Source organism: Xanthomonas sp. DAR 35659 (assembly GCF_041242975.1).
In the GTDB taxonomy this organism is placed as follows: Bacteria; Pseudomonadota; Gammaproteobacteria; order Xanthomonadales; family Xanthomonadaceae; genus Xanthomonas_A; species Xanthomonas_A medicagonis.
The window spans coordinates 5,269,429-5,291,728 of record NZ_CP162488.1 but is presented as its reverse complement, the minus strand read 5'-3'; the positions used below and the strand labels follow the sequence as shown (position 1 = coordinate 5,291,728).

12 protein-coding genes and 1 riboswitch are annotated in these 22,300 nt (G+C 70.3%); of the genes, 7 read left to right on the top strand and 5 right to left on the bottom strand.

Annotated features, from left to right (window positions below; translation table 11 throughout):
• Positions 1-12 precede the first annotated feature (12 nt).
• Complete coding sequence (locus tag AB3X07_RS22450) at positions 13-639, top strand: DNA-3-methyladenine glycosylase (protein WP_369941434.1); 627 nt, start codon at positions 13-15, stop codon at positions 637-639.
• A gap of 292 nt (positions 640-931) precedes the next feature.
• Here the strand turns inward: AB3X07_RS22450 and AB3X07_RS22445 are convergent, their stop codons facing one another.
• On the bottom strand, positions 932-1,495 hold the full coding sequence (locus tag AB3X07_RS22445) for a gluconokinase (RefSeq protein WP_369941432.1): 564 nt from the start codon (positions 1,493-1,495) through the stop codon (positions 932-934).
• A gap of 150 nt (positions 1,496-1,645) precedes the next feature.
• Here AB3X07_RS22445 and AB3X07_RS22440 point away from each other — a divergent pair, with 150 nt between their 5' ends.
• Both AB3X07_RS22440 and AB3X07_RS22435 read left to right on the top strand, forming a co-directional pair.
• A complete protein-coding gene (locus tag AB3X07_RS22440; protein WP_369941430.1) occupies positions 1,646-3,025 on the top strand; it encodes an MFS transporter in 1,380 nt (459 codons plus the stop codon).
• The gene (locus tag AB3X07_RS22435) at positions 3,022-5,442 is read left to right on the top strand and encodes a GH36-type glycosyl hydrolase domain-containing protein (protein ID WP_369941428.1); all 2,421 of its coding nucleotides are present in this window, start codon (positions 3,022-3,024) and stop codon (positions 5,440-5,442) included. The genes AB3X07_RS22440 and AB3X07_RS22435 overlap by 4 nt, the downstream gene beginning before the upstream one ends.
• Positions 5,443-5,481: 39 nt before the next feature.
• Here the strand turns inward: AB3X07_RS22435 and AB3X07_RS22430 are convergent, their stop codons facing one another.
• Both AB3X07_RS22430 and AB3X07_RS22425 read right to left on the bottom strand, forming a co-directional pair.
• A complete protein-coding gene (locus AB3X07_RS22430) occupies positions 5,482-7,908 on the bottom strand; it encodes an AAA family ATPase (RefSeq protein ID WP_369941426.1) in 2,427 nt (808 codons plus the stop codon).
• A gap of 137 nt (positions 7,909-8,045) precedes the next feature.
• Positions 8,046-9,941: a sensor domain-containing diguanylate cyclase gene (locus tag AB3X07_RS22425; RefSeq protein ID WP_369941424.1), complete on the bottom strand. Its 1,896-nt coding sequence runs from the start codon at positions 9,939-9,941 to the stop codon at positions 8,046-8,048.
• A 167-nt stretch (positions 9,942-10,108) separates the two neighbouring features.
• On the opposite strand from AB3X07_RS22425, the gene AB3X07_RS22420 reads away from it, so the two are divergent.
• From AB3X07_RS22420 to AB3X07_RS22405, 4 genes are all read left to right on the top strand, one after another.
• Entirely contained in the window at positions 10,109-11,485 is a 1,377-nt protein-coding gene (locus tag AB3X07_RS22420; protein ID WP_369941422.1) for a sensor histidine kinase, read from the top strand.
• A gap of 45 nt (positions 11,486-11,530) precedes the next feature.
• A complete protein-coding gene (locus AB3X07_RS22415) occupies positions 11,531-14,965 on the top strand; it encodes a NahK/ErcS family hybrid sensor histidine kinase/response regulator (protein WP_369941421.1) in 3,435 nt (1,144 codons plus the stop codon).
• A 150-nt stretch (positions 14,966-15,115) separates the two neighbouring features.
• The gene (locus tag AB3X07_RS22410) at positions 15,116-16,963 is read left to right on the top strand and encodes a tetratricopeptide repeat-containing sulfotransferase family protein (protein WP_369941420.1); all 1,848 of its coding nucleotides are present in this window, start codon (positions 15,116-15,118) and stop codon (positions 16,961-16,963) included.
• 319 nt (positions 16,964-17,282) lie between these two features.
• Positions 17,283-19,985 (top strand): TonB-dependent receptor, encoded by a 2,703-nt coding sequence (locus AB3X07_RS22405; RefSeq protein WP_369941418.1) that lies wholly within the window; start codon positions 17,283-17,285, stop codon positions 19,983-19,985.
• Positions 19,986-20,438: 453 nt separating this feature from the next.
• Here AB3X07_RS22405 and mntP read toward each other — a convergent pair whose 3' ends face one another.
• Both mntP and AB3X07_RS22395 read right to left on the bottom strand, forming a co-directional pair.
• The gene (gene mntP, locus AB3X07_RS22400) at positions 20,439-21,002 is read right to left on the bottom strand and encodes a manganese efflux pump MntP (protein ID WP_369941416.1); all 564 of its coding nucleotides are present in this window, start codon (positions 21,000-21,002) and stop codon (positions 20,439-20,441) included.
• Positions 21,003-21,083: 81 nt separating this feature from the next.
• Positions 21,084-21,176: riboswitch (yybP-ykoY riboswitch) on the bottom strand.
• Positions 21,177-21,532: 356 nt separating this feature from the next.
• Positions 21,533-22,198 (bottom strand): response regulator transcription factor, encoded by a 666-nt coding sequence (locus AB3X07_RS22395; RefSeq protein ID WP_369941414.1) that lies wholly within the window; start codon positions 22,196-22,198, stop codon positions 21,533-21,535.
• Positions 22,199-22,300: the final 102 nt, after the last annotated feature.

Below are 22,300 nucleotides of genomic sequence, written 5' to 3'. Positions count from 1 at the left end.
TAGCCTGCGAGCATGCTTTCACCAGCCCCGACTCCATTGCCACGTGCGTTCTACGCCCGCGATTCGCGCGCGGTGGCGCCAGACTTGTTGAACAAGCTGCTGGTCACCGACGATGGCCGTTGCGGTCGTATCGTCGAGGTCGAGGCCTATTGCGGCGCCGAGGATCCGGCGGCGCATTCGTTCCGCGGCATGACGCCGCGCACCCGGGTGATGTTCGGGCCGCCTGGCCATCTGTATGTCTACTTCATCTACGGCATGCACTGGGCGCTCAACGCGGTGTGCGGCGGCGCGCCCGGGCATGCGGTGCTGATCCGTGCGTTGGCGCCGGTCGCGGGAATCGAGGCGATGCAGCTGGCACGCGGTGTGCCACGCATCGCCGACCTCACCCGCGGTCCCGGCCGGCTGGCCAAGGCGCTTGGCGCTTCGGGTGCGGACAATGGTCTGGATCTGACCAAGGCCAGTTCGCGCCTGTGGATGGGCGAGGATGGCATGCCGCCGCCGGCCGATCCGGCGGTCACGCCGCGCATCGGCATCAGCAAGGCTACCGAGGCGCTGTGGCGCTGGTATGTGCCTGGCGATCCGAACGTGTCGGGGCCTGCGCTGCCGGGAGTGAAGCGTAGGCGCATGCGCGCGAGCTGAGAGGTTGCGTCGGTTCCGCACACCGACGCTTCGAATGGCGGTATGGCCGTGACCTGGAAGGCGTCGGGACTGAAGTCCCTCCCACAGTGCACCCATCGGGTTGGCCGCAAGCGCCATGTAGGAGTGGTTTCAGCTGCGACGAACGAAGCGGTGGGGTTGCCGCGACCGGAAGGCGTCGGGACTGAAGTCCCTCCTACAGTGCATCCGGCGAGTTGGCTACGAGGCGATATGGGCAGCCACCCGAGCTGCAACGAACGACTCGAGTGCGCTCACGAGAATGACGAAAGACAGGCTAAACACCACCGACGCGCACACCGCCAGCCGCAGCATCCAGCTGCGCGATCGCATCCGCCACCACCGCATCGAATGGCGCATCCACATCCACGGAGACGACATCCGGCTCTTCCAGCGGCAACTCCAACGCATCGATCTGGCTCTGCAGCAGCGTCGGCGGCATGAAATGGCCGCTGCGCGCGGCCAGGCGCGTGGCGATGACGTGCCGGGCCGCGTGCAGGAACACGAACCGCATCGGTACGCCACTGTCGCGCAACTGCTGCCGATGCGCGCGGCGCAGCCCGGAGAACGCGAGCACCACGCTGCGCCCGGCATCGAGCGACTGGCGCAGGCGCACCGCCAGCGCGGCCACCCACGGCACGCGCTGCGCATCGGTGAGCGGCACGCCGCGCGCCATCTGGGCCTTGGCCTCTGCGCTGTGCACGTCGTCCGCGTCGAGGAAGGCGTAGCCATAGTGCCGCGCCAGCGCCTGCGCGACGCTGGTCTTGCCGCTGCCGGAAATGCCCATCACCACGATGGCTTCGCTGCGCTGCGGCAAGGAATTCTGGGATGTCGCGTCCATCACGAGCGGTTATACCTGACAGGGGGTTTGGCATGATGCGCGCGCCAGCGTTGGCGCGGCGCGCAGCGTGGTGTAGCGTCGGCACGCCACGACCGCGGAACGCGCCTCACGCGGTTCCATCATCGCATGCCCACCCGCCCAGGATCGCCGATGCCGACACCGCCGCCACGCGCCGATGCCCCGCTGCGCTGGACCGAAAAGGTCGGCTACGGCGTCGGCGACATGGGCTTCAATTTCTACTGGGCCAACATCTCCGCGTTCCTGCTGATCTTCTACACCGACACGATGGGCCTGCCGGCGGCCGCGGTGGGCACGATGATCCTGCTGACCAAGGTGGTCGATGCGATCACCGATCCGCTGATGGGCGCGATCGCCGACCGCACCCGCTCGCGCTGGGGCAAGTTCCGGCCCTATCTGCTGTTCGCGGCGTTGCCGATGGCCGCCAGCGGCGTGCTGGCCTACACCACGCCGGACCTGGACCAGGGCGGGCGGCTGGTCTGGGCCTATGTCACCTTCGGCCTGATGATGCTGATGTACACGGTGATCAGCATCCCGTATTCGGCGCTGTCCGGGGTGATCACCGCCGACAGCCAGCAGCGCACCACGCTGATCAGCTTCCGCTTCATCGCCGCCTTCGCCGGCACCACGCTGGTCAACTACGCCACGCTGGACATGGTGCGCTGGTTCGGCAACGGCGACGATGCGCAGGGCTGGCAGCGCACGATGCTGGCCTACGGCGCCGCCGCCGCGGTGCTGTTCGCGATCGTGTTCGCGACCACGCGCGAGCGGGTGCAGCCGCTGCCGCAGCCGCGCGTGCCGGTGCGGCAGGACATCGCCGATCTGCTGCGCAACCCGCCGTGGCGGGTGCTGTTCGTGCTGGCGCTGGTGATCATGATCACCATCGTCATGCGCGCCGGCGCGGGCGTGTACTACTTCAAGTACTACGTCGGCCGTCCGGAGTTGACCGGCTGGTTCCTGGGCAGCTATTCGGTGGCGCTGGCGCTGGGCGCGGCGGCCACGCCGCTGCTGACCCGCTTGTTCGACAAGCGCCGCTTGATGATGGGCCTGATGGCGGCGGTGGGCGCGCTCAGCTGCGCGATGTTCTTCATCCCGCGCGATGCGATCTGGGCCTTGTTCGCCATCAACTTCCTGATCGGCCTGGCGCTTGGGCCGAAGTCGCCGCTGGCGTTCTCGATGTACGCCGATACCGCCGACTACACCGAATGGAAGACCGGGCGCCGCGCCACGGCGATGACGTTCTCGGCGGCCACGTTCTCGCAGAAGCTCGGCGGCGCGCTGGCCTCGGCCTGCATCGCCTGGGTGCTGGCGGCGATGGGCTATGTGGCCAACCAGGCGCAGAGCGGGGCGTCGCAGCTCGGCATCGTGCTGTTGCTGACCGCGATCCCCGGCGCGGTGGCGCTACTGGCGGCGTGGACCATGTACTTCTATCCACTCGACGACGCGAAATTGTTGCGCATCCAACAGGAACTGGCCGCGCGCAAAAGCGCCGCGAACGAGACAAACGCATGAGTGCCGGCAACGACGCCTACCACGACGCGCGCGATCTGCTGGCGCCCAGCGCCGACGGCGAGCGCTACACGCTGCACAGCCCCACCGCGCTGCCCAATGCCGGCGGGTTCCTGTGGAATCGCCGGATGATGATCCAGGTCACCTGCCGCGGCTATGCGACCGCGCAGTTCATGCAGCCGGAGCCGGCCAAGTACGCGCATGCGCCGAACCTGGAGGCCAGGACCTTCATGCAGCCGGAGCAACCGTACTACGCGCATCATCCCGGGCGCTTCTTCTATCTCAAGGACGAGGACAGCGGCGCGCTGTACGCGGTGCCGTACGAGCCGGTGCGGGCGACGCCGCAGGCGTTCGCGTTTTCGGTCGGCCGGCGCGACATCGTCTGGTGCGTGCGCTACGCCGACATCGAAGTGGAACTGCGCCTGCAGTTGCCGGTGGACGATACGGTCGAGCTGTGGCAGTGCCAGGTGCGCAATCTGGATGGGCGCGCGCGGCGGATCGCGCTGTACGCGTATTTCCCGGTCGGCTACATGTCGTGGATGCACCAGAGCGGCGAGTACCGCGCCGACCTGGGCGGCATCGTCTGCCGCAGCGTCACGCCGTACCAGAAGGTCGAGGACTACTTCCGCAACCGCGACTTCAAGGACTGCACCTTCCTGCTGCACGAGCAGCCGCCCGATGCCTGGGACGCGCGGCAATCGGCGTTCGAGGGCGAGGGCGGCCTGCATGCGCCCAGCGCGGTGCTGCAGCCGCGGCTGGGCGGCAGCGACGCACGCTACGAAACGCCGACCGCGGCCTTGCAGTACTGCCTGACGCTGCAGCCGCAGCAGGCCCACACGCTGCGCTTCCTGTTCGGCCCGGCGCGCGACGACGCGGAGATCGGCGCGCTGCGCCAGCGCTATCTGTCCGCTGCGGGCTTCGCGGCCGCCGCGGACGACTACCGCGCCTATCTGGAGGCGGCGGAGGGCTGTCTGCACATCGCCACGCCGGATCCGTGCCTGGACAACCTGGTCAACCATTGGCTGCCGCGGCAGGTGTTCTACCACGGCGATGTCAACCGCCTGACCACCGATCCGCAGACCCGCAATTTCCTGCAGGACCACATGGGCATGAGCTTCCTGCGCCCGCGGACCGCGCGCGCGGCGCTGCTGCATGCGCTGTCGCAGCAGGAGCCCAGCGGCGCGATGCCGGACGGCATCCTGCTGATCGAGGGCGCGGAGCTGAAGTACATCAACCAGGTGCCGCATACCGACCACTGCGTGTGGCTGCCGGTGTTCCTCACCGCCTATCTGGACGAGACCGGCGATGCGGCGTTGCTCGACGAAGTCGTGACCTGCGCCGATGGCGATGCGGCAAGCGTCGCCGAGCGGCTGGACGCGGCAATGCGCTGGCTGCTGCAGGCGCGCGATGCGCGCGGGCTGAGCTACATCGCGCAGGGCGACTGGTGCGACCCGATGAACATGGTCGGCTACCGCGGCCGTGGCGTGTCCGGCTGGCTGTCGGTCGCCACCGCCTACGCCTTGCAGCTGTGGGCGGCGATCTGCGAACAGCATGGCCGCGGCGCGCAGGCGGCATCCTTTCGCGCTGGCGCGGCGGAGGTCAACGCCGCGGTCAACCGCGAACTGTGGGACGGCGACTGGTACGCGCGCGGCATCACCGACGACGGCGTGCGCTTCGGCATCAAGGACGATGCGCAAGGGCGCATCTATCTCAACCCGCAGAGCTGGGCACTGCTCGCCGGCACCGCCGATGCGGAGCGGCGTGCGCGCCTGCTGCAGGCGGTCGATGCGCAGCTGGACACGCCGTACGGGCCGACCATGCTGGCGCCGCCGTACACCGCGATGCGCGAGGACGTGGGGCGGCTGACCCAGAAGCATCCTGGGTCGGCGGAGAACGGTTCGGTCTACAACCATGCCGCCGCGTTCTACCTGCATGCGCTGTACGCGATCGGCGACGCGGACCGCGCCTGGCGCGTGCTGCGCGCGATGATTCCCGGACCGGAACTGGCCGACTACCTGCAGCGCGGCCAGTTACCGGTGTTCGTGCCGAACTATTACCGCGGCGCCTGGCGCGAGTTGCCGCGCACGGCGGGCCGCTCCAGCCAACTGTTCAACACCGGCACCGCGGCGTGGCTGTACCGCTGCGTGATCGAGGGTCTGTTCGGGCTGAAGGGCGATGGCGATGCGCTGTGCGTGCGGCCCCAATTGCCGTCGCACTGGACGCAGGCGACGGTGCAGCGGCGCTTCCGCGGCGCGGCGTTCGAGGTGCGGATGCGCCGCGATGCGGAGTGCACAGCGCCGCGGGTGAGCGTGGATGGACAGGTGTTGGCTGCGCCGCGGATCGAGGGGATCGCCGCGGGCCGCCGCTATCTGGTCGAGGTGGTGTTGCCGGTGGGCGAGGGCGCGGGGGGCGCGTCGTGATCGCGGAAGAGCGGTTGCGTTTGGCGGTCTGTCGCGGCTTCAGCCGCGACCGGCACCCGCCGCGTCGACCAAATCGTCCCACTGCAGCCGCGTGTTCGCCGCATCGTCGCTTTCCTGCAGCGCGCGGCGTGCGGCACGGCGCAGGGCGCGGCTGATCCAGGTCTGCAGGTCGCGGCCGGAGCGGCCGTCGCTGCGCTCGGCCAGCCAGGCGGCGGCGGCGTCGGCATCGAATGCCAGCGGCTTGCCGTGCAGCAGGCGCGCGACGATCGCGGCGCGTGCGGCGTGGTCGGGCAGGCCGATCTCGATCTGCCGGTCCAGCCGCGACAGCAAGGCCGGGTCGATCGCGGCGGCATGGTTGCTGGCCGCCAGCAGGAACACCTGCCCGGCCTGGCTGGCCACGCCGTCCAGTTCCTGCAGCAACTGGCCGACGATCTCGCGGGTCAGCGCGTCGTCGCCATCGGCGCCCCGTGCCGGCGCGACGATGTCGATCTCGTCGACGAACACGATGCATGGCGCCTGCGCGCGCGCGCGTTCGAACGCGGCCTGCACGCGTTGGCCGGACTGGCCAAGGTAGGCCGCCTTGAGGTCGGCGCCGGTCAGGGCGATGAAGGCCAGCCCCGACTGGCTGGCCAGGATCCGCGCGAGCTGGGTCTTGCCGGTGCCCGGCGGGCCGTACAGCAGGATGCCGCGCGGCACCGGCACGCCCAGCGTCGCCAGCGTCTCGGCGTTGCGCAGTTCCTTGCCGAGGCCGACGAATTCCTCGATCACCGCCGCCGGCAGCACCACGTCGTTCCAGTCGAGCGCGGCGACCCGGGTCGAGCCCTTGCCACGCAGTGCCCGCAACTGCGCCAGCAAGGCCTCGCCATCCAGCTCGCCGTCCAGGCAGTCGGCCGCCACCCGCGCCACCAGGGTGTGCAGGTCGCGGCCGGACAGGCCGCTGCTGTCGGCGACCACGCGCGGGTCCAGCGCCTGCGCGAAGCCGGCGCGTTCCAGCTCGCTGCCGAGGATGCGCGCGCGCGCCGGCGCGTCGGGCAGGCCGATGCCGATGCTGGCGGTGAAGCGCGACATCACCGCATCGTCGAGCAAGGCGGGGCGGTTGGTGGCGCCGATCACCAGCACCTGGCCGCGCGCCTCGTGGAAGCCGTCCCATTCGGCCAGGAAGGTCTGCACCAGTTCGGCGCCGAAGCTGTCGCTGTCGCTGCCGCCGCGGCGCGCGAACACGCTCTCGCATTCGTCGATGAACAGGATCGCCGGCGCCTTGGCGCGGCAGCGCTGCCAGATCGCCTGCACCTTGGGCGCGGTGTGGCCGATGTGCGCGGCCTTGAGGTCGGCCACGCCCAGCGCCTCGAAATGGCAGCCGGCATGGCGCGCCAGCTTGCGCGCGATCAGGGTCTTGCCGGTGCCCGGCGGGCCGTGCAGCAGCATGCCCTTGGGCGCGGGCGTGCGCCCGGACACGAACAGGTCGACCAACTTCAGTATCTGGTCGAGGGTGGCGTCGGGCAGCGCCACGTCGGCCCAGTGGCGATGGATCGCCTGCATGCTCTGCAGCCGCTGTTGCAACACGCGCTGCTGGTTGCGCGCCTCCATCCAGGCTTCGACGTGGCGGTGCAGGGTGGCGATCGGCTGCGCCTCGGCTACCGCGGCCTCGGCGACCGCCAGCGCCAATGCGCGCACCTGCGCCTGCTCGCTCGCGTCGAACCGGGCGGCGATCGGAATCAGCGCGGCGTTCCTGGCCTGGTCGGGCAACACCAGCAACGCCAACACTTGCGGCTCCGGTTCGGCGCCATCGTGCAGTGCCAGCAGGCGCGCGCCGGACAGGTCGCCGTGCGCCGCGTCGATCTGCCAGTGCCCCTGCAGCGCGCGCTGCGGCCACGGCGCGCGGGTGACGCGGTAGGTGGACGCGTCGTGCGGACGCGGCTCGCTGGCGACCTGCAGCAGGGCAAGCGGCAGTTTCGCGACGTCGCCGAGCAGCGCGCGTTCGTCGTGGCTGACGTGCTGGGCCAGCAGCTGCGCGCCGCCGACCACCAGCAGCGCGTACAGCAGCAGCGACGGCAGCGCGCGTTGCAGCAGCTGCAGCGTGTCGCCCTGCATGCCGAGCAGGCGCCACCAGTCCAGGTAGCCGTGCGCGTCGCCGAACCAGCGCGCGCTCATCCACGGCAGCGCCAGCAGCAGGAAGGTCAGCAGCGCCGCCCGCCAGCGCCAGTCCGGCAGCAACGGGTGCAGCAGCAGCGCCGGCCACCAGGCCCGGCGGCGTTCGCGGCGCAGCACCGCGGCGGCCGCCTGCTGCGCGCGTGCGCCGAAATCGCGGCGGATCGTGGCCACCGCCTGCTCCACCGCCGGCAGGTGGCGCTCGACCTCGGCTTCGGCCGCGGTCTGGCGCAGCTGCGCCTGCTGCAACTGCGCCTGCAGCCGCAGCTGTTGCTGCTGCAGGTAGGTCGTCCGCGACGCGGTCGGGTCGGACACCATCAGCGGTGGCGGGGGCAGGCGGTCACGGCGTGAATCTTAGCGTGCCGGCCCGGCGGTCCCGAACCAAGACAGCGCATGCGCCGGGGCGACGGGCGCCGTCCAGGCACGGCGCGCGCATTTGCGCTGCACGCGCGCCCTCACGCGCGGCGCGCGGTGGCGAACGCGTTGGCCCACGACAGCGGGTCGCTGCCGTCGAGCAACAGCCAGCCCTGCGCGCGCGCGCGCAGCGGATCGGCCAGCACCTGCTGCGGCGCGACCGGCACATCGCCCGGTGTGCCCCAGGCCCCGGCCCAGGCGTTGCCGCCTGCCTGCGCGGCGGCGTGCAGCGCCTGTTCGGCCAATGCCACGGTGTCCTGCAGGCGCGCATCGGGCCGGTGCAACAGCGGGAACGGCGCCGCGCCGACCGACACGGTCAACGGCAACGGTTCGCCCTGCTCGGTTTGGACCCGCAGGCGTTCGACCGCGCCGCGCAGATGGCCGGCCAGCGCGAAGGCCGCGGCCGCGGAGGTGTCCGCGCGGATCACCAGGAACTCCTCGCTGCCCCAGCGCGCGATCAGGTCGTCGGCGTCGCAGTGCGCGCGCAGGCAGTCGGCCAGCGCCTGCAACGCGCGGTCGCCGGCGGCGTGACCGTAGCGCGCGTTCAACGCCTTGAACCCGTCCACGTCGACCAGCAGCAGCGCGCAGCGGCTATCGGTCTCGCGTTTGGCTTGCGGCTGCGCGTCGAACAGCGCCTGCATGCGGCGCTCGGCCTCGGGCCGGTTCAGCACCCCGGTCAGCGGATCGCGCAGGCGCTGATCGGCGGCCAGGCGGTGGCGGCGGCGCAGCAGCAGCACCAGCGCGACCAGCAGCAGCAGCGCCACCGCCAGGCCGATCGCGACACGGCCGGCGCCATCGGCCAGTTGCGTGCGTGCGGCGGCGGCCGGCGGCAGTTTGCGCGCCGCTTCGGCCTGCAGCTTGGCCAGGGAGTCCAGGGTTTCGGCGCGCGCCTTGTCGCGGTCCATCGCGCGCGCCTGCTTCGCGTTGCGGGCCGCGGCGGCGGTATCGCCCAGCGCGGCGTGGACCTCGCTCAGCAGGTCCAGTCCGTCGCGGGTCTCGGCGAGGAAGCGGCTGCGCTCGGCCATCGCCTGCGCCTGTTCGGCATAGGCCAGCGCGTCCTTGCCACGGCCCTGCTGCAGCCGCACCCGCGCCAGCCGCTGCAGGCTGACCACCGCGCCTTGCGGATCGAACTGTTGCTGCCACTGCAGCGTCTTCTGCAAGATCGCCTCGGCGCGTTCGAGATGGCCGCCGACACGCTGGATCTCGCCGCGGTGGCCGTCGATCCGATGCATGAACAGGTCTTGGCCGGGCAGCTTGGCCGCCACGCCGGAGGCGCGCTCGAAGGCGGCGTCGGCCTCGTCGTAGCGCTCGAGCAACAGCAACGCGTAGCCGTAGTTGTAGTACAGCATCATGTCGCCGGGCCGCACCGGCCGTTGCAACTGGTCGGCCAGGGCGATGGCCTGGCGGAAGTAGTCCAGTGCGCCTTGCGGATCGTCCAGCGCGTCGGCACGCATCATCGCGATGCCCGTCAGGGCGCTGATCTGCGCGGCGGTGTCGCCGTTGCGCGCCGCATCGGACTGGACCTGTTCCAGCAGCTTCAACGCCCGCGGCAGCTGGCGGTTCTGCTGCAGCAGCATCGCCGCCTGCAGGCGGCCGCCGGTCAGGACCGGCAGCGACAGTCCCGGCTTCTCCAGCAGGGCGAGCAAGCGCTCGGTGGTCGCCATCGACTGCGTGCTGTCGCCAAGCATCTGCTGCGCCGCCCCCAGGCAGCCGTTCGCCTGCACCTGCGCCGGCAACGGCAGCTCCGGCCTGCCCAGCAACTCCTTGGCCATGGCCAGCGAAGCCTGCGGCTTCTGCATGATGCTGGCATGGCAACGCTGCAACAGCGGTTCGTACGGATCGGTGCCGGGAATGGTCTGCGCCAGGGCCGGGCCAGCCAGCAGCGCCAGGACCACGACCAGTGCCCGGCCCGGGCGCGTGAACAAGTGAGGCGTCATCTAATGGGTCATCCAGGCGCGTCCAGCGGGGGAATCGGCCCGCGCGGCACGTGTTGGCGGCAGGTCCAGTGCCGCGTCGCACCCAGCGGGAAGACGGAGGTCGCTAATATAGCCGCAGTCCGCATTCCGCCCATGCCCGGCGTTTCTTCCTGCCGATGTCGAATCCGTTGCCTTCTTCCCCCTCCGCTGGTCCGCTGGCGGCTGCGCTGCGCTGGTGGCGCGCAATCCCGCTGGCCGACCGCGTCGACCGGCGCAACGCGGCGATGCTGCAACTGGTGCTGGTGTTCGTGGGCCTGTACCAGGTGGCGGCGATGCTGGCGGTGTGGTGGCGGGTCGGCGCGGCGATCGATCCGGCCACCTTGTGGCTGTCGGCCTTCAACGCGCTGGCGATGGCGGCCTGCTTCGCGTGGCTGCGCCGCGGCGCGTTCCTGGGCGCGGCGCGGCTGTTCGTCGTGGTGAGTCTCGCGCTGCTGACCGTGAGCTACGTGCGCCTCGGCCTGGACGCGCAGCTGCGCAGCCAGTTGGCGCAGTTGCTTCCGGTGCTGATCGGCGGCCTGCTGTTGAGCCGGCGCGCGCTCTGGGTCACGGTGGCGTGGCTGGCGCTGGTGATGGCGCTGGGGGCTTGGCGCGACGCAGCGGGCATGTTCTTCATGCCGGCGATGTGGCCACGGGTACTGGAAGTGGCGCTGGGCAATCTGATCGGCTTCGTGGTCGTGGCGGTGGTGCTGGACCAGTCGGTGGCGGCCCTGCGCGAGAGCCTGGCGCTGGCGCGCAAGCGCGGCAACGACCTGGCCCGTTCGCGCGACCGGCTGCAGTTGGAGATGCAGGAAAAGGAGCGTTCGCGCGACCAACTGGTGCACGCGCAGAAGATGGAGAGCGTGGGGCGCCTGGCCAGCGGCGTGGCGCACGATTTCAACCACCTGCTCAGCCTGATCATGGGCTATGCCGCGCGGGCGCGCCGCAGCGACGATCCGCAGCAGCTCAAGGCCGCGCTGCAGGGCGCCGAGGCGGCTGCGCGGCGCGCGGCCGCGGTGACCCGCAAGCTGCTGGACTTCAGCCGCCAGGAAGCGACCCGGCTGGAGGTGTTCGAACCGGCCGAGACCATCGCCGGCATGCGCCCGATGCTCGACCAGTTGTTCGGCCCGGACGTGCAGGTGCGCCTGCACCTGCACGAGGCGCCGTGCCCGGTGCGCTTCGACCGCGCGCAGCTGGAGCTGATCGTGCTCAACCTGGCCGCCAACGCGCAGCAGGCGATGCCCGAGGGCGGACGGTTCGAACTGGCGCTGGCGCCGCAGCCGGACGCGATGCTGGAAATCGCCGCGCGCGACACCGGCCACGGCATGAGCGAGGAGGTGCGTGCGCGCTGCCTGGAGCCGTTTTTCACCACCAAGCCCAGCGGCCAGGGCACCGGCCTGGGGCTGGCGGTCAGCGCCAACCTGATCGCCGCCGCCGGCGGTGCGCTGCTGGTGGAAAGCGCGCCGGGACAGGGCAGCGTGTTCCGCCTGCGGCTGCCGCTGCACGCCGCCGCCGCGACCGCCACGTGAACCGCGCCGGGCTAGACTGCGGCGTTCGTCCCGGGGACCTCGCCCTTGGTTTCTAGCTGGATCCTGCTGCTGGTATCGGTCGGCTATGCCGCGCTGCTGTTCGCGGTGGCGTGGTGGGGCGACCGGCGTCCGCTGTATCCGGAACGGCCATGGCTGCGCCCGGCGGTGTACAGCCTGGCGCTGGCGGTGTACTGCTCGTCGTGGACCTTCTACGGCGCGGTCGGCAGTGCGGTGCGCAATGGCGCCGGCTACCTGCCGATCTACCTGGGCCCGCTGCTGTTGCTGCTGTTCGGCTGGCGCATCGTCGAACGCCTGGCGCTGATCGCGCGCAGCGAGAACACGGTGTCCATCGCCGACTTCATCTCCTCGCGCTACGGCCGCTCGCGGCGGCTGGCGGCGCTGGTGGCGGTGATCGCGCTGGTCGGCGTGGTGCCGTACCTGGCGCTGCAGTACAAGGCGGTGGCGATGAGCCTGCAGGTGCTCAGCGGCCAGTCCAGCGCCGGCGCGCCGTTCTACGCCGACCCGGCGCTGTACGTGGCGCTGCTGATGGCGCTGTTCGCCACCCTGTTCGGCACCCGCCAGGTCGATGCCACCGAGCACCACCACGGCATGATGCTGGCGATCGCGCTGGAATCGGTGGTCAAGCTGCTGGCGATGGTCGCGGTCGGCGTGTTCGCCTACGTCTGGCTCAACGGCCGCGACGGCCAGGTGCTGCAGTCGGCGCGCACCTTGTTCCAGAACACCCCGCCGGTCGGCTTCATCTCGCAGACCCTGCTCAGCTTCCTGGCCATCGTGTGCCTGCCGCGGCAGTTCCACGTGGCGGTGGTGGAATGCAGCGACGTCGGCGACATCCGCCGCGCGCGCTGGCTGTTCGGGCTGTACCTGATGCTGATCTCGGCGATGGTGGTGCCGATCGCCGCCGCCGGCGTGGCGCTGTTCGGCGGCGGCGACGTGGCCGACGACAGCATCGTGCTGGCGCTGCCGCTGGCCGAGGGCCGTACCGCGCTGGCGCTGGTCGCCTACGTCGGCGGGTTCTCCGCCGCCACCGGCATGGTCATCGTTTCCAGCATCGCGCTGGCGACGATGATCAGCAACGACCTGGTGATGCCGGTGCTGCTGCGCCGCCGCGGGCATCAGGCGGCCGGTGCCGACGTGGCTTCGCGGGTGCTGTGGATCCGGCGCCTGGCGATCCTGCTGCTGGCGCTGATCGCCTACGGCTACTACCGCAGCAGCAGCAACGACAGCACCCTGGCCTCGTACGGGCTGATGGCCTTCGCCGCGGTGGCGCAGTTCGCGCCGGGCGTGATCGGCGGGCTGTACTGGCGCGGCGCCAGCCGCAAGGGCGTTGAGGCCGGCATGGTGCTGGGCTTCGCCGTGTGGATCTACACCTTGCTGCTGCCGGCGCTGACCCAGGCCGGCTGGCTGGCGCCGGACTGGCTGCACGAAGGACCGTTCGGCATCTCCTGGCTGCGCCCGCAGCAGTTGTTCGGCATGAGCGGCTGGGACCCCATGGCGCACGGCACGTTCTGGTCGCTGCTGCTCAACGTCGGCACGATGATGCTGGTGTCGGCGCGCTGGCGCCCGGGCCTGGACGAACGGCTGCGCGCGGCGCCGTTCCTGGAGCCGTACTCGCAGCGCCCGGCGGTGGCCGGCGACTGGCTCGGGCAGGTGCAGGTGGTGGACCTGCAGGCCCTGGCCGAGCGCATGGTCGGCGAGCGCCATGCGCGCCGCGCCTTCGCCGAGCAGGCGCAACTGCTCGGCCGCGAGCCGCAACCCAATGCGGTGGCCGACCGCGTCTGGGTGCAGTTCACCGAACGCCTGCTCGCCGCCTCGATCGGCGCCGCCTCCGCGCGCCTGGTGCTGACCAGTCTGCTGCGCGGCTCGGGCATGGATATCGGCGAGGTGGTGGCGGTGCTCGACGAGGCCGGGCAGGAGTTGCGCTTCAACCGCGAGATCCTGTCCACCACGCTGGAGAACATCAGCGCCGGGGTCAGCGTGGTCGATCCGGCGATGCGCCTGACCGCGTGGAACCGCCGCTACCAGCAGATGTTCGGCTACCCCGACGGCATGCTCTATGTCGGCCGCCCGGTCGCCGACCTGATCCGCTACAACGCCGAGCGCGGCGAACTGGGCGAGGGCCGGATCGAGGAGCAGATCGACCGCCGCATCGCGCACCTGCGCGCGGGCACCTCGCACGTGTTCGAGCGCACCCGCAGCGACGGCAAGGTGATCGAGATGCGCGGCCAGCCGCTGCCCGGCGGCGGCTATGTCACCAGCTACAACGACATCACCGACTACAAGCGCGCCGAACAGGCGCTGCTGGAAGCCAACGAGACGCTGGAGCAGCGCGTGGCCGACCGCTCGCGCGAGGCCGAACTGGCGCAGCAGTCCAAGACCCGCTTCCTGGCCGCGATCAGCCACGACGTGCTGCAGCCGCTCAACGCGGCGCGGCTGTTCGCCTCGGCGCTGCGCGAAGCGCACCAGAACGAGGAACAGCGGCACCTGGCCGAGCGCGTGGACGCCTCGCTGCGCGCGGCCGAGGAATTGCTTGACGGGCTGCTCGACGTGTCGCGGCTGGACGCCGGCGGCCTGCGCCCGGCTATCGAGGATTTCGACGCCAGCGTGCTGCTGCGCGAACTGGCCGCGCAGTACACCCCGGTCGCCGCCGGCCGCGGCCTGCGCATGCACGTGTACGCGCGGCCGATCTGGGTGCGCAGCGATCGCCGCCTGCTGCGCCGCGTGTTGCAGAACTTCCTCGCCAATGCGCTGCGCTACACCCGCCAGGGGCGCATCGTGCTGGGCATGCGCGGCCGCGGCGCGGCGCTGCAGCTGCAGGTGTGGGACACCGGTCCGGGCATCCCCCAGCACCACATGCAGCAGATCTTCGAGGAATTCCAGCGTTACGAGCAGCCGTTCGACTGGGGCGAGCAGGGCCTGGGCCTGGGCCTGTCGATCTGCCAGCGCATCTCGCGCCTGCTCGGCCACGACCTGGACGCGCGCAGCGCGGTCGGCCGCGGCAGCATGTTCTCGATCGCCGTGCCGCGCGTGGCGCCGGCACCGCAGAAGCAGCGGCCGCAGCGCAGCGCCGCCGCCAGCGAGGCCCTGGCCGGCCTGCGCGTGCTGTGCGTGGACAACGACCAGGAGATCCTCGACGGCATGCGCGCGCTGCTCGGCCGCTGGCAGGTGGAGGTGATCTGCGCCAGCACCGTGGACGACGCGCTGGCGCTGGCGGCGCGCGCGCCCAACGTGATGCTGGTCGACTACCACCTGCACGACCGCCTGGACGGGCTGGACACGCTGGACGCGCTGCGCGAGGCGATGGTCGGCCCGTTCGCCGGCGCGCTGCTCACCGCCGATGGCCGCGACGAACTCAAGCTGCAGGCGCGCGAACGCGGCTACCGGGTGCTGACCAAACCGGTCAAGCCGGCGTCGCTGCGCGCGTTCCTGGCCGCCTATCACGACCCGATCAAGGGCGATTAGGCGCGGCGCCAACAGCGCGGCCGGCGCGCGACGTCGTGTGCCCGCACTGTGTGCGTTTCTTGCCAGGCACTGACACGTGGCGCCTCGCGCGGCGATCCTGCACGGCTATCGTGACGGGCCTTCCCCGCTCGCCACCACGCGCTTCACCGCATGCCCCCATCGGAAGACACCGCGATCCCGACCCTGCCCGCGTTGCTGGCGGCGCTACAGGCCGGGCAGGCGCAAGCGCTGGAGCAGGGCGCGCGCCGCTACCTGCGGCATGTGCCCGGCGACGCCACGGTCGGCAGCCTGCTGGCGATGAGCCTGCAGATGCAGGGCGACCCGGCGCAGGCGGCGGCGCTGTATCGCACCCTGGCCCAGCGCGAGCCGCGCGACGTGGCGCACTGGAACAACCTCGGCACGGCGCTGCGCGAGGCGCGGCGTCTGGCCGAGGCGCGGCAGGCGTATGCCAAGGCGCTGGCGTTGGCGCCGGACGATCCGATGCTGCACCACAACCTGGGCCTGCTGGCGCTGGACGAGGGCGACTACGCCGCGGCGCGCGCGCACCTGCTGGACGCGCACGCGCTGGCGCCGCAGTCGCCACCGCTGTGCGTCCATGCGGCGATGGCCTGCCACGAGTGCGGCGATTTCCAGCGCGCCGACGCCTTGATCGCGGACTGGCGGCACTGGCCGGCGCAGGAGCCGCAGACCACGCTGGAACTGGCCTGGCTGCTGGCCCAGGCCGGCGATACCGACACGGCCTGCGCGCTGCTGCGCGAGACGGCGGCCGTGCTGACGCCCCCGGAGCGCGCCTGGTCGCGGCTGGTGCTGGTCCTGGAGCGCGCCAACCGGCTGCAGGAAGCACGCGAGGCCGCCGCGCATCTGCCTGATCCGGACTGCATCGCGGACCCGGATGCGCGCCACGACGCGCTCAATGCGCTGGCGGTGCTGGCGATGCGCGACGGCCGCTGGCACGACGCGGACCGGCAACTCTCCCGCTTGCTCTCTGCCGCGACCGACGCGCGCAAGCACAGCAACCTGTTCTTCGCGCTGGGCCGGGTCTGCGACCGGCTGGGGCGCCACGACGCCGCGTTGGCGGCCTGCGCGCGCGGACATGCCGGGCAGGTCGCCGGCATCGCCGCGCTGGTGCCCGATCTGATCGCCGTGGATGCGCCGCCGCTGCCATCGGCCCGCCGTCGCTGGAACCCGGCGCGCCACGCGGCGGCGTTGCCGGTCGCCGGCCCGCCGCGCGCGGCGTCGCCGATCTTCGTGGTCGGGTTTCCGCGCTCCGGCACCACCTTGCTCGAACAGATGCTCGATGCGCACCCGCAGCTGTGCGCGATGGACGAGCGGCCGTTCCTGCAGGGGCTGGCCGAGCGCATCGAGCGCCGCGGCCTGGACTGGCCGGACGGCCTGGGCGAGCTGGACGACGCCGACTGCGCCGCCTTGCGCGCGGACTATTGGCGCTCGGTAGGCGGCGTCGTGACGTTGCAGCTGGGACAGCGCCTGGTCGACAAGAATCCCCTGAACCTGCTGCGCCTGCCGTTGATCCAGCGGCTGTTTCCGCAGTCGCCGGTGATCCTGGCGTTGCGTCATCCCTGCGACGTGCTACTGAGTTGCTACATGCAGGCGTTCCGCTCGCCGGCCTTCGCCGTGCTGTGCTCCAGCGCGCAGCGTCTGGCGCAAGGCTACGCCGATGCGATGGGCGGCTGGCTGCAGCATGTGGAGCTGCTGCGGCCGCATGCTCTGGAACTGCGCTACGAGGATCTGGTCGCCAATCCGCAGACCCAGGTCGCGCGTCTTGGCCACTTTCTGGAACTGGAACAGCCGGCGCGGCTGCTCGATTTCCAGCGCCATGCCCGCGCCAAGGGCTTCATCAGCACGCCCAGCTACGCGCAGGTGGTCGAAGGCATCAACCGCAACGGCATCGGACGCTGGCGCCCGTACCGCGCGTTCTTCGAACCGGTGCTGCCGCTGTTGCAGCCGTATCTGCAGCGCTGGGGCTACGACGCCGATTGAGCGGGACGGCCGCCGCGCGCGCGGCCACGGGGACGCGCCGGTGACCGGCGTATTTCGAACGGGTGCAGCGATTGTGTCAGTCGCTGGCGTAAACCGGCACATCCGCACCATACGTTTCTTATAAAAAACTAACACATGCTTCGCGCTTCGCCGGGTCGCGAATCCGGGGCATCCCACAACACGCCGCCGCGCCTTGCGCGACGCGTATCGGTTCGCGCCGGTGCGCAGCGCAGGCATGCCATTGCCCATGACACGAGAGCTCACCATGTCCGTAGCAAAGAACAGACTCGCACAGGCCGTTTGCCTGGGATTGGCGGCATTGCCCGCCTCGCTCTACGCGCAGGGCGCCGACCCTGCCTCGGCACCGGCCGCCTCCGACACGGTGGATCTGGACCGGGTCACCGTGACCGGCTCGCTGGTGCGCCGCGTGGACGTGGAGACGGCCAGCCCGGTGGCGGTGGTCGATCGCGAGCAGATCCAGCAGAGCGGCAAGCAGACCCTCGGCGACCTGCTGCAGTCGCTGCCCGGCATCGCCGGCGACGCGACCAATCCGCAGGTCAACAACGGCGGCGGCGACGGCGCCTCGACCGTGTCGCTGCGCGGCCTCGGCGATGCGCGCACGCTGATCCTGATCGACGGCCACCGCATCCTCAACAACGACGTCAACTCGATCCCGACCAACATGATCGACCACGTCGAGGTGCTGAAGGTCGGCGCCTCGGCGATGTACGGCTCCGACGCCATCGGCGGCGTGGTCAACTTCATCCTGCGCAAGAACTTCGAAGGCGGCGAAGTCTCGGCCAACTACGGCCAGGCCAGCCGCGGCGACGGCGCGCGCCAGGGCGGCAGCTTCACCTTCGGCAAGACCTGGGACCGCGGCAACGTGGTGGTCGGGCTGGACTACAACAAGCAGAAGGCGGTCTCCACCGCCAACCGCGCGTTCTCCAAGGACGCGATGTACCTGTCCAGCGGCAGCGTCTACAAGGGCGGTTCGGCACGCACCCCAAGCGGCTACTACAAGCTCCCGGCCGCGACCCTGGCCGCCAACGGCTGCGCGGCCGACGGCGCGCTGACCGGCAACGGCAGCGGCGGCTACAAGTGCTACGACCCCGCGTCCGACGCCTACAACTACCAGGCGCAGAACCTGCTGCTGACCCCGCAGCAACGCGTCGGCGGTTTCGTGCTCGGCAGCTTCAACGTGACCGACAAGCTGCAGGCCTACGTCAACGCGTACCACAACCACACCATGTCCAACTTCGCGATCGCGCCGCTGCCGCTGGACGCGCAGAACGACGGCATCACCATCGCCGCGGACAACCCCTACAACCCGTTCGGCGTGGAGTTCGGCCCCAACGGCTACCAGTACCAGACGCGCTTCACCTCGCTGGGCCAGCGCGAAGGCTTCTACGACACCGCCACCGACCAGGACGTGTTCGGCCTGAAGGGCAGCATCGGCGACAGCAGCTGGGTGTGGGACGCCAACTTCAACTACGGCCACTACCGCCAGCGCAACTGGAGCCACGGCTACGTCGACTACGCCGGTTTGCAGGACGCGATCACCGCGGGCCAGGTCAACATCTTCGACCAGGGCGGCGCCAATGCGGTGGCCTGGCTGCAGAGCCATGAATCCATCCCGCGCCAGGAAACCACCACCATCACCCGACAGTGGGAGGCCAGCGCCAACGGCAGCCTGTGGGAGTTGCCCGGCGGCAGCGCGCAGTTGGCGGTCGGCGCGCTGTACCGCAAGGAGAGCTTGAACACCACCGTCTCCGCCAATGCGCTGATCAACAGCGACAACACCTGCGCCGTGTCCACCGAGGCCTGTTCCTCGCCGTTGAGCGGTAGCTTCAACGTCAAGGAAGCCTACCTGCAGTTGTTCCTGCCGGTGCTGGCGCAGTCCTCGCCGATCGGCGCGCTCAACCTGACCCTGAGCGACCGCTTCTCCGACTACAGCAGCGTGCGCTCCAGCAACAACAGCGGCTCGTTCCAGGTCGAATGGCGGCCGATCCACGACCTGATGGTGCGCGGCACCGCGGCGCAGGTGTTCCGCGCGCCGACGATCAGCGACATCTACCAGGGGCCGACCTCCGACGCGCCGAACTTCGTCGATCCGTGCATCGGCTACAGCGGCAGCGGCCACGCCGCCGCCTGCGCCGGCGTGCCGGCCGGCTGGAGCGGCTCGGGCCTGTCGCAGACCAACGGCATCGTGTCCGGCTCCAGCTACGTCGGCTACCAGCTCAAGCCGGAGAAGGGCACCTCGTTCGACTACGGTCTGGTCTACAGCCCCGACTACGTGCCGGGCCTGTCGCTCAACCTGGATTGGTGGAAGGTCAAGCTCGACGACCTGATCCAGCCGATTTCCGCGCAGACCGTGGCCAATCTCTGCTACAACGACGAGAGCAGCCCGTACTGCGGCTACCTGCATCGCTATCCTTCCGACAGCGTCAGCGCCGGCAACGTCGACTACATCCAGACGCCGGTGGTCAACATCGGCAAGCTCGACACCCAGGGCATCGACTTCGGCGCCAACTACGCGCTGCCGCAGACCGAGTTCGGCAAGTTCACCCTGGCCCTGGACACCACCTACCTGCACCGCTACGACATCGACACCGGCGACTCGGTGGTGCACATGGCTGGCCGCTACAACTCGTCCTACGGCAATTACGCGCACTGGCGCGCGCACGCCATGGCCGGCTGGAAGCTGGGCAACTGGGATGCGAGCTGGACCACGCGGTGGGTCGGCAAGGTGCAGGTCGGCAGCGGCGACCTGTCGCAGAACATGTCCGCCGACGGGCACGATAAGGGTGTGGTGCTGCGCTACGGCAGCTACATGTATCACGCGCTGCAGGTGGGCTACGACATGGAAGGCGCCAACCTGCGGGTCGACCTGGGCGTGGACAACCTGACCAACAAGCAGCCGCCGCTGATGTACCAGAACAACGTGTTGAACGCGAACACCGACGTGAGCACCTACGACACGTTGGGGCGCTACTACTGGATGCGCGCCACCTACCGGTTCTGAGGGAGGTTGCCCCACGGCGCGCCCGGTTGGGCGCGCTGTTTTCTTCGAGGCGATTGCAGCGATGGCCCGGCAAGCCGATCCATCGCCAGAGCTGCCGGTCGCATTGCGCGCCACTCGCCACGCGGAACGCCTGCCACCGCTCACCGCTCACCGCTCGAACGCGAGGCGTCGTCGCGCCCGGTCGAGGGCATCGGCGGTCGGCGCGCAGACCGCACCGCGAGCCGCAACCAGCAATGCCGTCCGGGATACAGGAACCGCCGCTCATGAAACACGCCGATCTTCCACGTGCGTGCCGCACTGCCGCCGCGCGGCGGCGACAAGTGCACCCTCTCCACCTACCTGGAATTCACCGCCAGGCCAGTCCCATCGCGCCAATGCAGGGCCAATCCCATAACCCGCCGGCGAGGTGATCCGCCGTGACCAATCCCCAATCCCGACTCCCCAATCCCGGCATCAATGCAGATGTTCGTAGAGAATCGTGCTGCCGATCGCGATCAGCAGCGCGCCGCCGACGATCTCCGCGCGCTTGCCGGCCAGTGCGCCGAGCACGCGGCCGAGCATGATGCCCAGGGTGACCATGGTCAGCGTGCACAGGCCGATGACCACCGCGACCTCGACGATGTTCACGTCCAGAAAGGCCAGGCCGACGCCGACCGCCATCGCGTCGATGCTGGTGGCCAGGCCGGTGGCGGCCAGGTTCCAGAAGCCGTGGCGCTTGGGCGTGGCCTCGGGTTCGTCGGCATCCGGCTTGAGCCCGGCGACGATCATGTGCACGCCGAGCGCGCCGAGCAGGCCGAACGCGATCCAGTGATCGAAGGCGACCACGTACTTGGATGCGGCCTGGCCCAGTAACCAGCCGAGTGCGGGCGTCAGCGCCTCGATGCAGCCGAAGATCAGGCCGGCGCGCAGCGCGTCGGCCCAGCGCGGGCGTTGCATCGCCGCGCCCTTGCCGACCGCGGCGGCGAAAGCGTCGGTCGACATGGCGATGCCGAGCAGCAGAATCGAAAGAAAGGACATGGAGGGACCGCGCCGGGGCAGGAGACGACGACGAGCGCGCGCGCCCGGCTTTCGCCACGCAAGCTCGCCGCTGGTCTCGCCAACCGGACTGGCTGCCCGCACCACGGCCATCGGCCGAGTCTGTTGATGCGGGCGCTGTCCGCGCAAGTCGGACAGCAGGCTACTCCCCAAGGGACGCGCAGTCTAACAGCGGTCAACAGCGGCGAACACACCGGGAACGCACGCGAACCTGCAGCTTTTTTTCATAGCCGCAGCTATATGGGCGGTGTCGGCGATGCGTGCTGCATCAACAGTGGTCGCGGCTGAAGCCGCTCCTACAGGGGGAGGCTGCAGGGAAAAGGTCGCACTGAAACGCTTCACTGTAGGAGCGGCTTCAGCCGCGACCGAATCTCGACGGATGCCACAGCGGCGAACCCACGCGAACATGCTTGATCGAAACCGCCACGCATGGCCGCAGGCCTCAGCCTACCCGTCGCGATCGAGCCGCGTGCCGCCACACCCCGGCCCACGCATCCGCCAGGCCGGCGGCTTCAATCCTCTTCCAGCGGCAGCACGATGCCGTCGCTGTCGATGGCCAGCTTGCCGGCCATCAGCACGGCCTGGGTGCGGTTGGTGACGCCAAGCTTGCGCAGGATCGCGGTGACGTGCGCCTTGATGGTGGCCTCGGACACGCCCAGGTCGTAGGCGATCTGCTTGTTGAGGCGGCCGGCGCCGAGCATCTGCAGCACGCGGAACTGCTGCGGGGTGAGCTCGCGCAGGCGCTGGCCCACCTCGCGTTCGGCACGGTCGGTGGGCGGCATGTTGTGCGCTTCCGGCGGCGCCCAGCATTCGCCGTCCAGCACCGTGCCCAGGGCCAGGCCGATGGTGTCCGAATCGGCCGACTTGGGAATGAAGCCGAACGCGCCGTGGTCCAGCGCGCGCCGCATCACCGTCGGCTCCTCGCGCGCGGACACCACCACCACCGGCAACTGCGGATGCAGCGCGCGCAGATGCACCAGCGCGCTGAACCCCTGCGCGCCGGGCATGTTGAGGTCCATCAGCAACAGATCCGCATCGGCGTGGTGGTCGGCCAGCGCATACAACGCTTCCACGCTGTCGGCCTCGTACAACTGCACGCCCGGCATCACCCGCTGCACCGCCCCGCGCAGCGCCTCGCGGAACAGGGGATGGTCGTCGGCGATCAGCAGGGTGGGCATGGTGAGGCCGGGAGTGGGGAATGGGGAATAGCAACGGCAAAAGCGGCGTGTCGGTGCCTGAGGAAACGAAGCGATCGGGAAACGGCTTTTCCCATTCCCGAT

Coding starts and splice junctions, on each gene's coding strand:
- AB3X07_RS22425 (WP_369941424.1), bottom strand. CDS start 9,941: ATGACGCCTCACTTGTTCACGCGCCCGGGCCGGGCACTGGTCGTGGTC.
- AB3X07_RS22430 (WP_369941426.1), bottom strand. CDS start 7,908: ATGGTGTCCGACCCGACCGCGTCGCGGACGACCTACCTGCAGCAGCAA.
- AB3X07_RS22435 (WP_369941428.1), top strand. CDS start 3,022: ATGAGTGCCGGCAACGACGCCTACCACGACGCGCGCGATCTGCTGGCG.
- AB3X07_RS22440 (WP_369941430.1), top strand. CDS start 1,646: ATGCCGACACCGCCGCCACGCGCCGATGCCCCGCTGCGCTGGACCGAA.
- AB3X07_RS22450 (WP_369941434.1), top strand. CDS start 13: ATGCTTTCACCAGCCCCGACTCCATTGCCACGTGCGTTCTACGCCCGC.
- AB3X07_RS22410 (WP_369941420.1), top strand. CDS start 15,116: ATGCCCCCATCGGAAGACACCGCGATCCCGACCCTGCCCGCGTTGCTG.
- mntP (WP_369941416.1), bottom strand. CDS start 21,002: ATGTCCTTTCTTTCGATTCTGCTGCTCGGCATCGCCATGTCGACCGAC.
- AB3X07_RS22445 (WP_369941432.1), bottom strand. CDS start 1,495: ATGGACGCGACATCCCAGAATTCCTTGCCGCAGCGCAGCGAAGCCATC.
- AB3X07_RS22395 (WP_369941414.1), bottom strand. CDS start 22,198: ATGCCCACCCTGCTGATCGCCGACGACCATCCCCTGTTCCGCGAGGCG.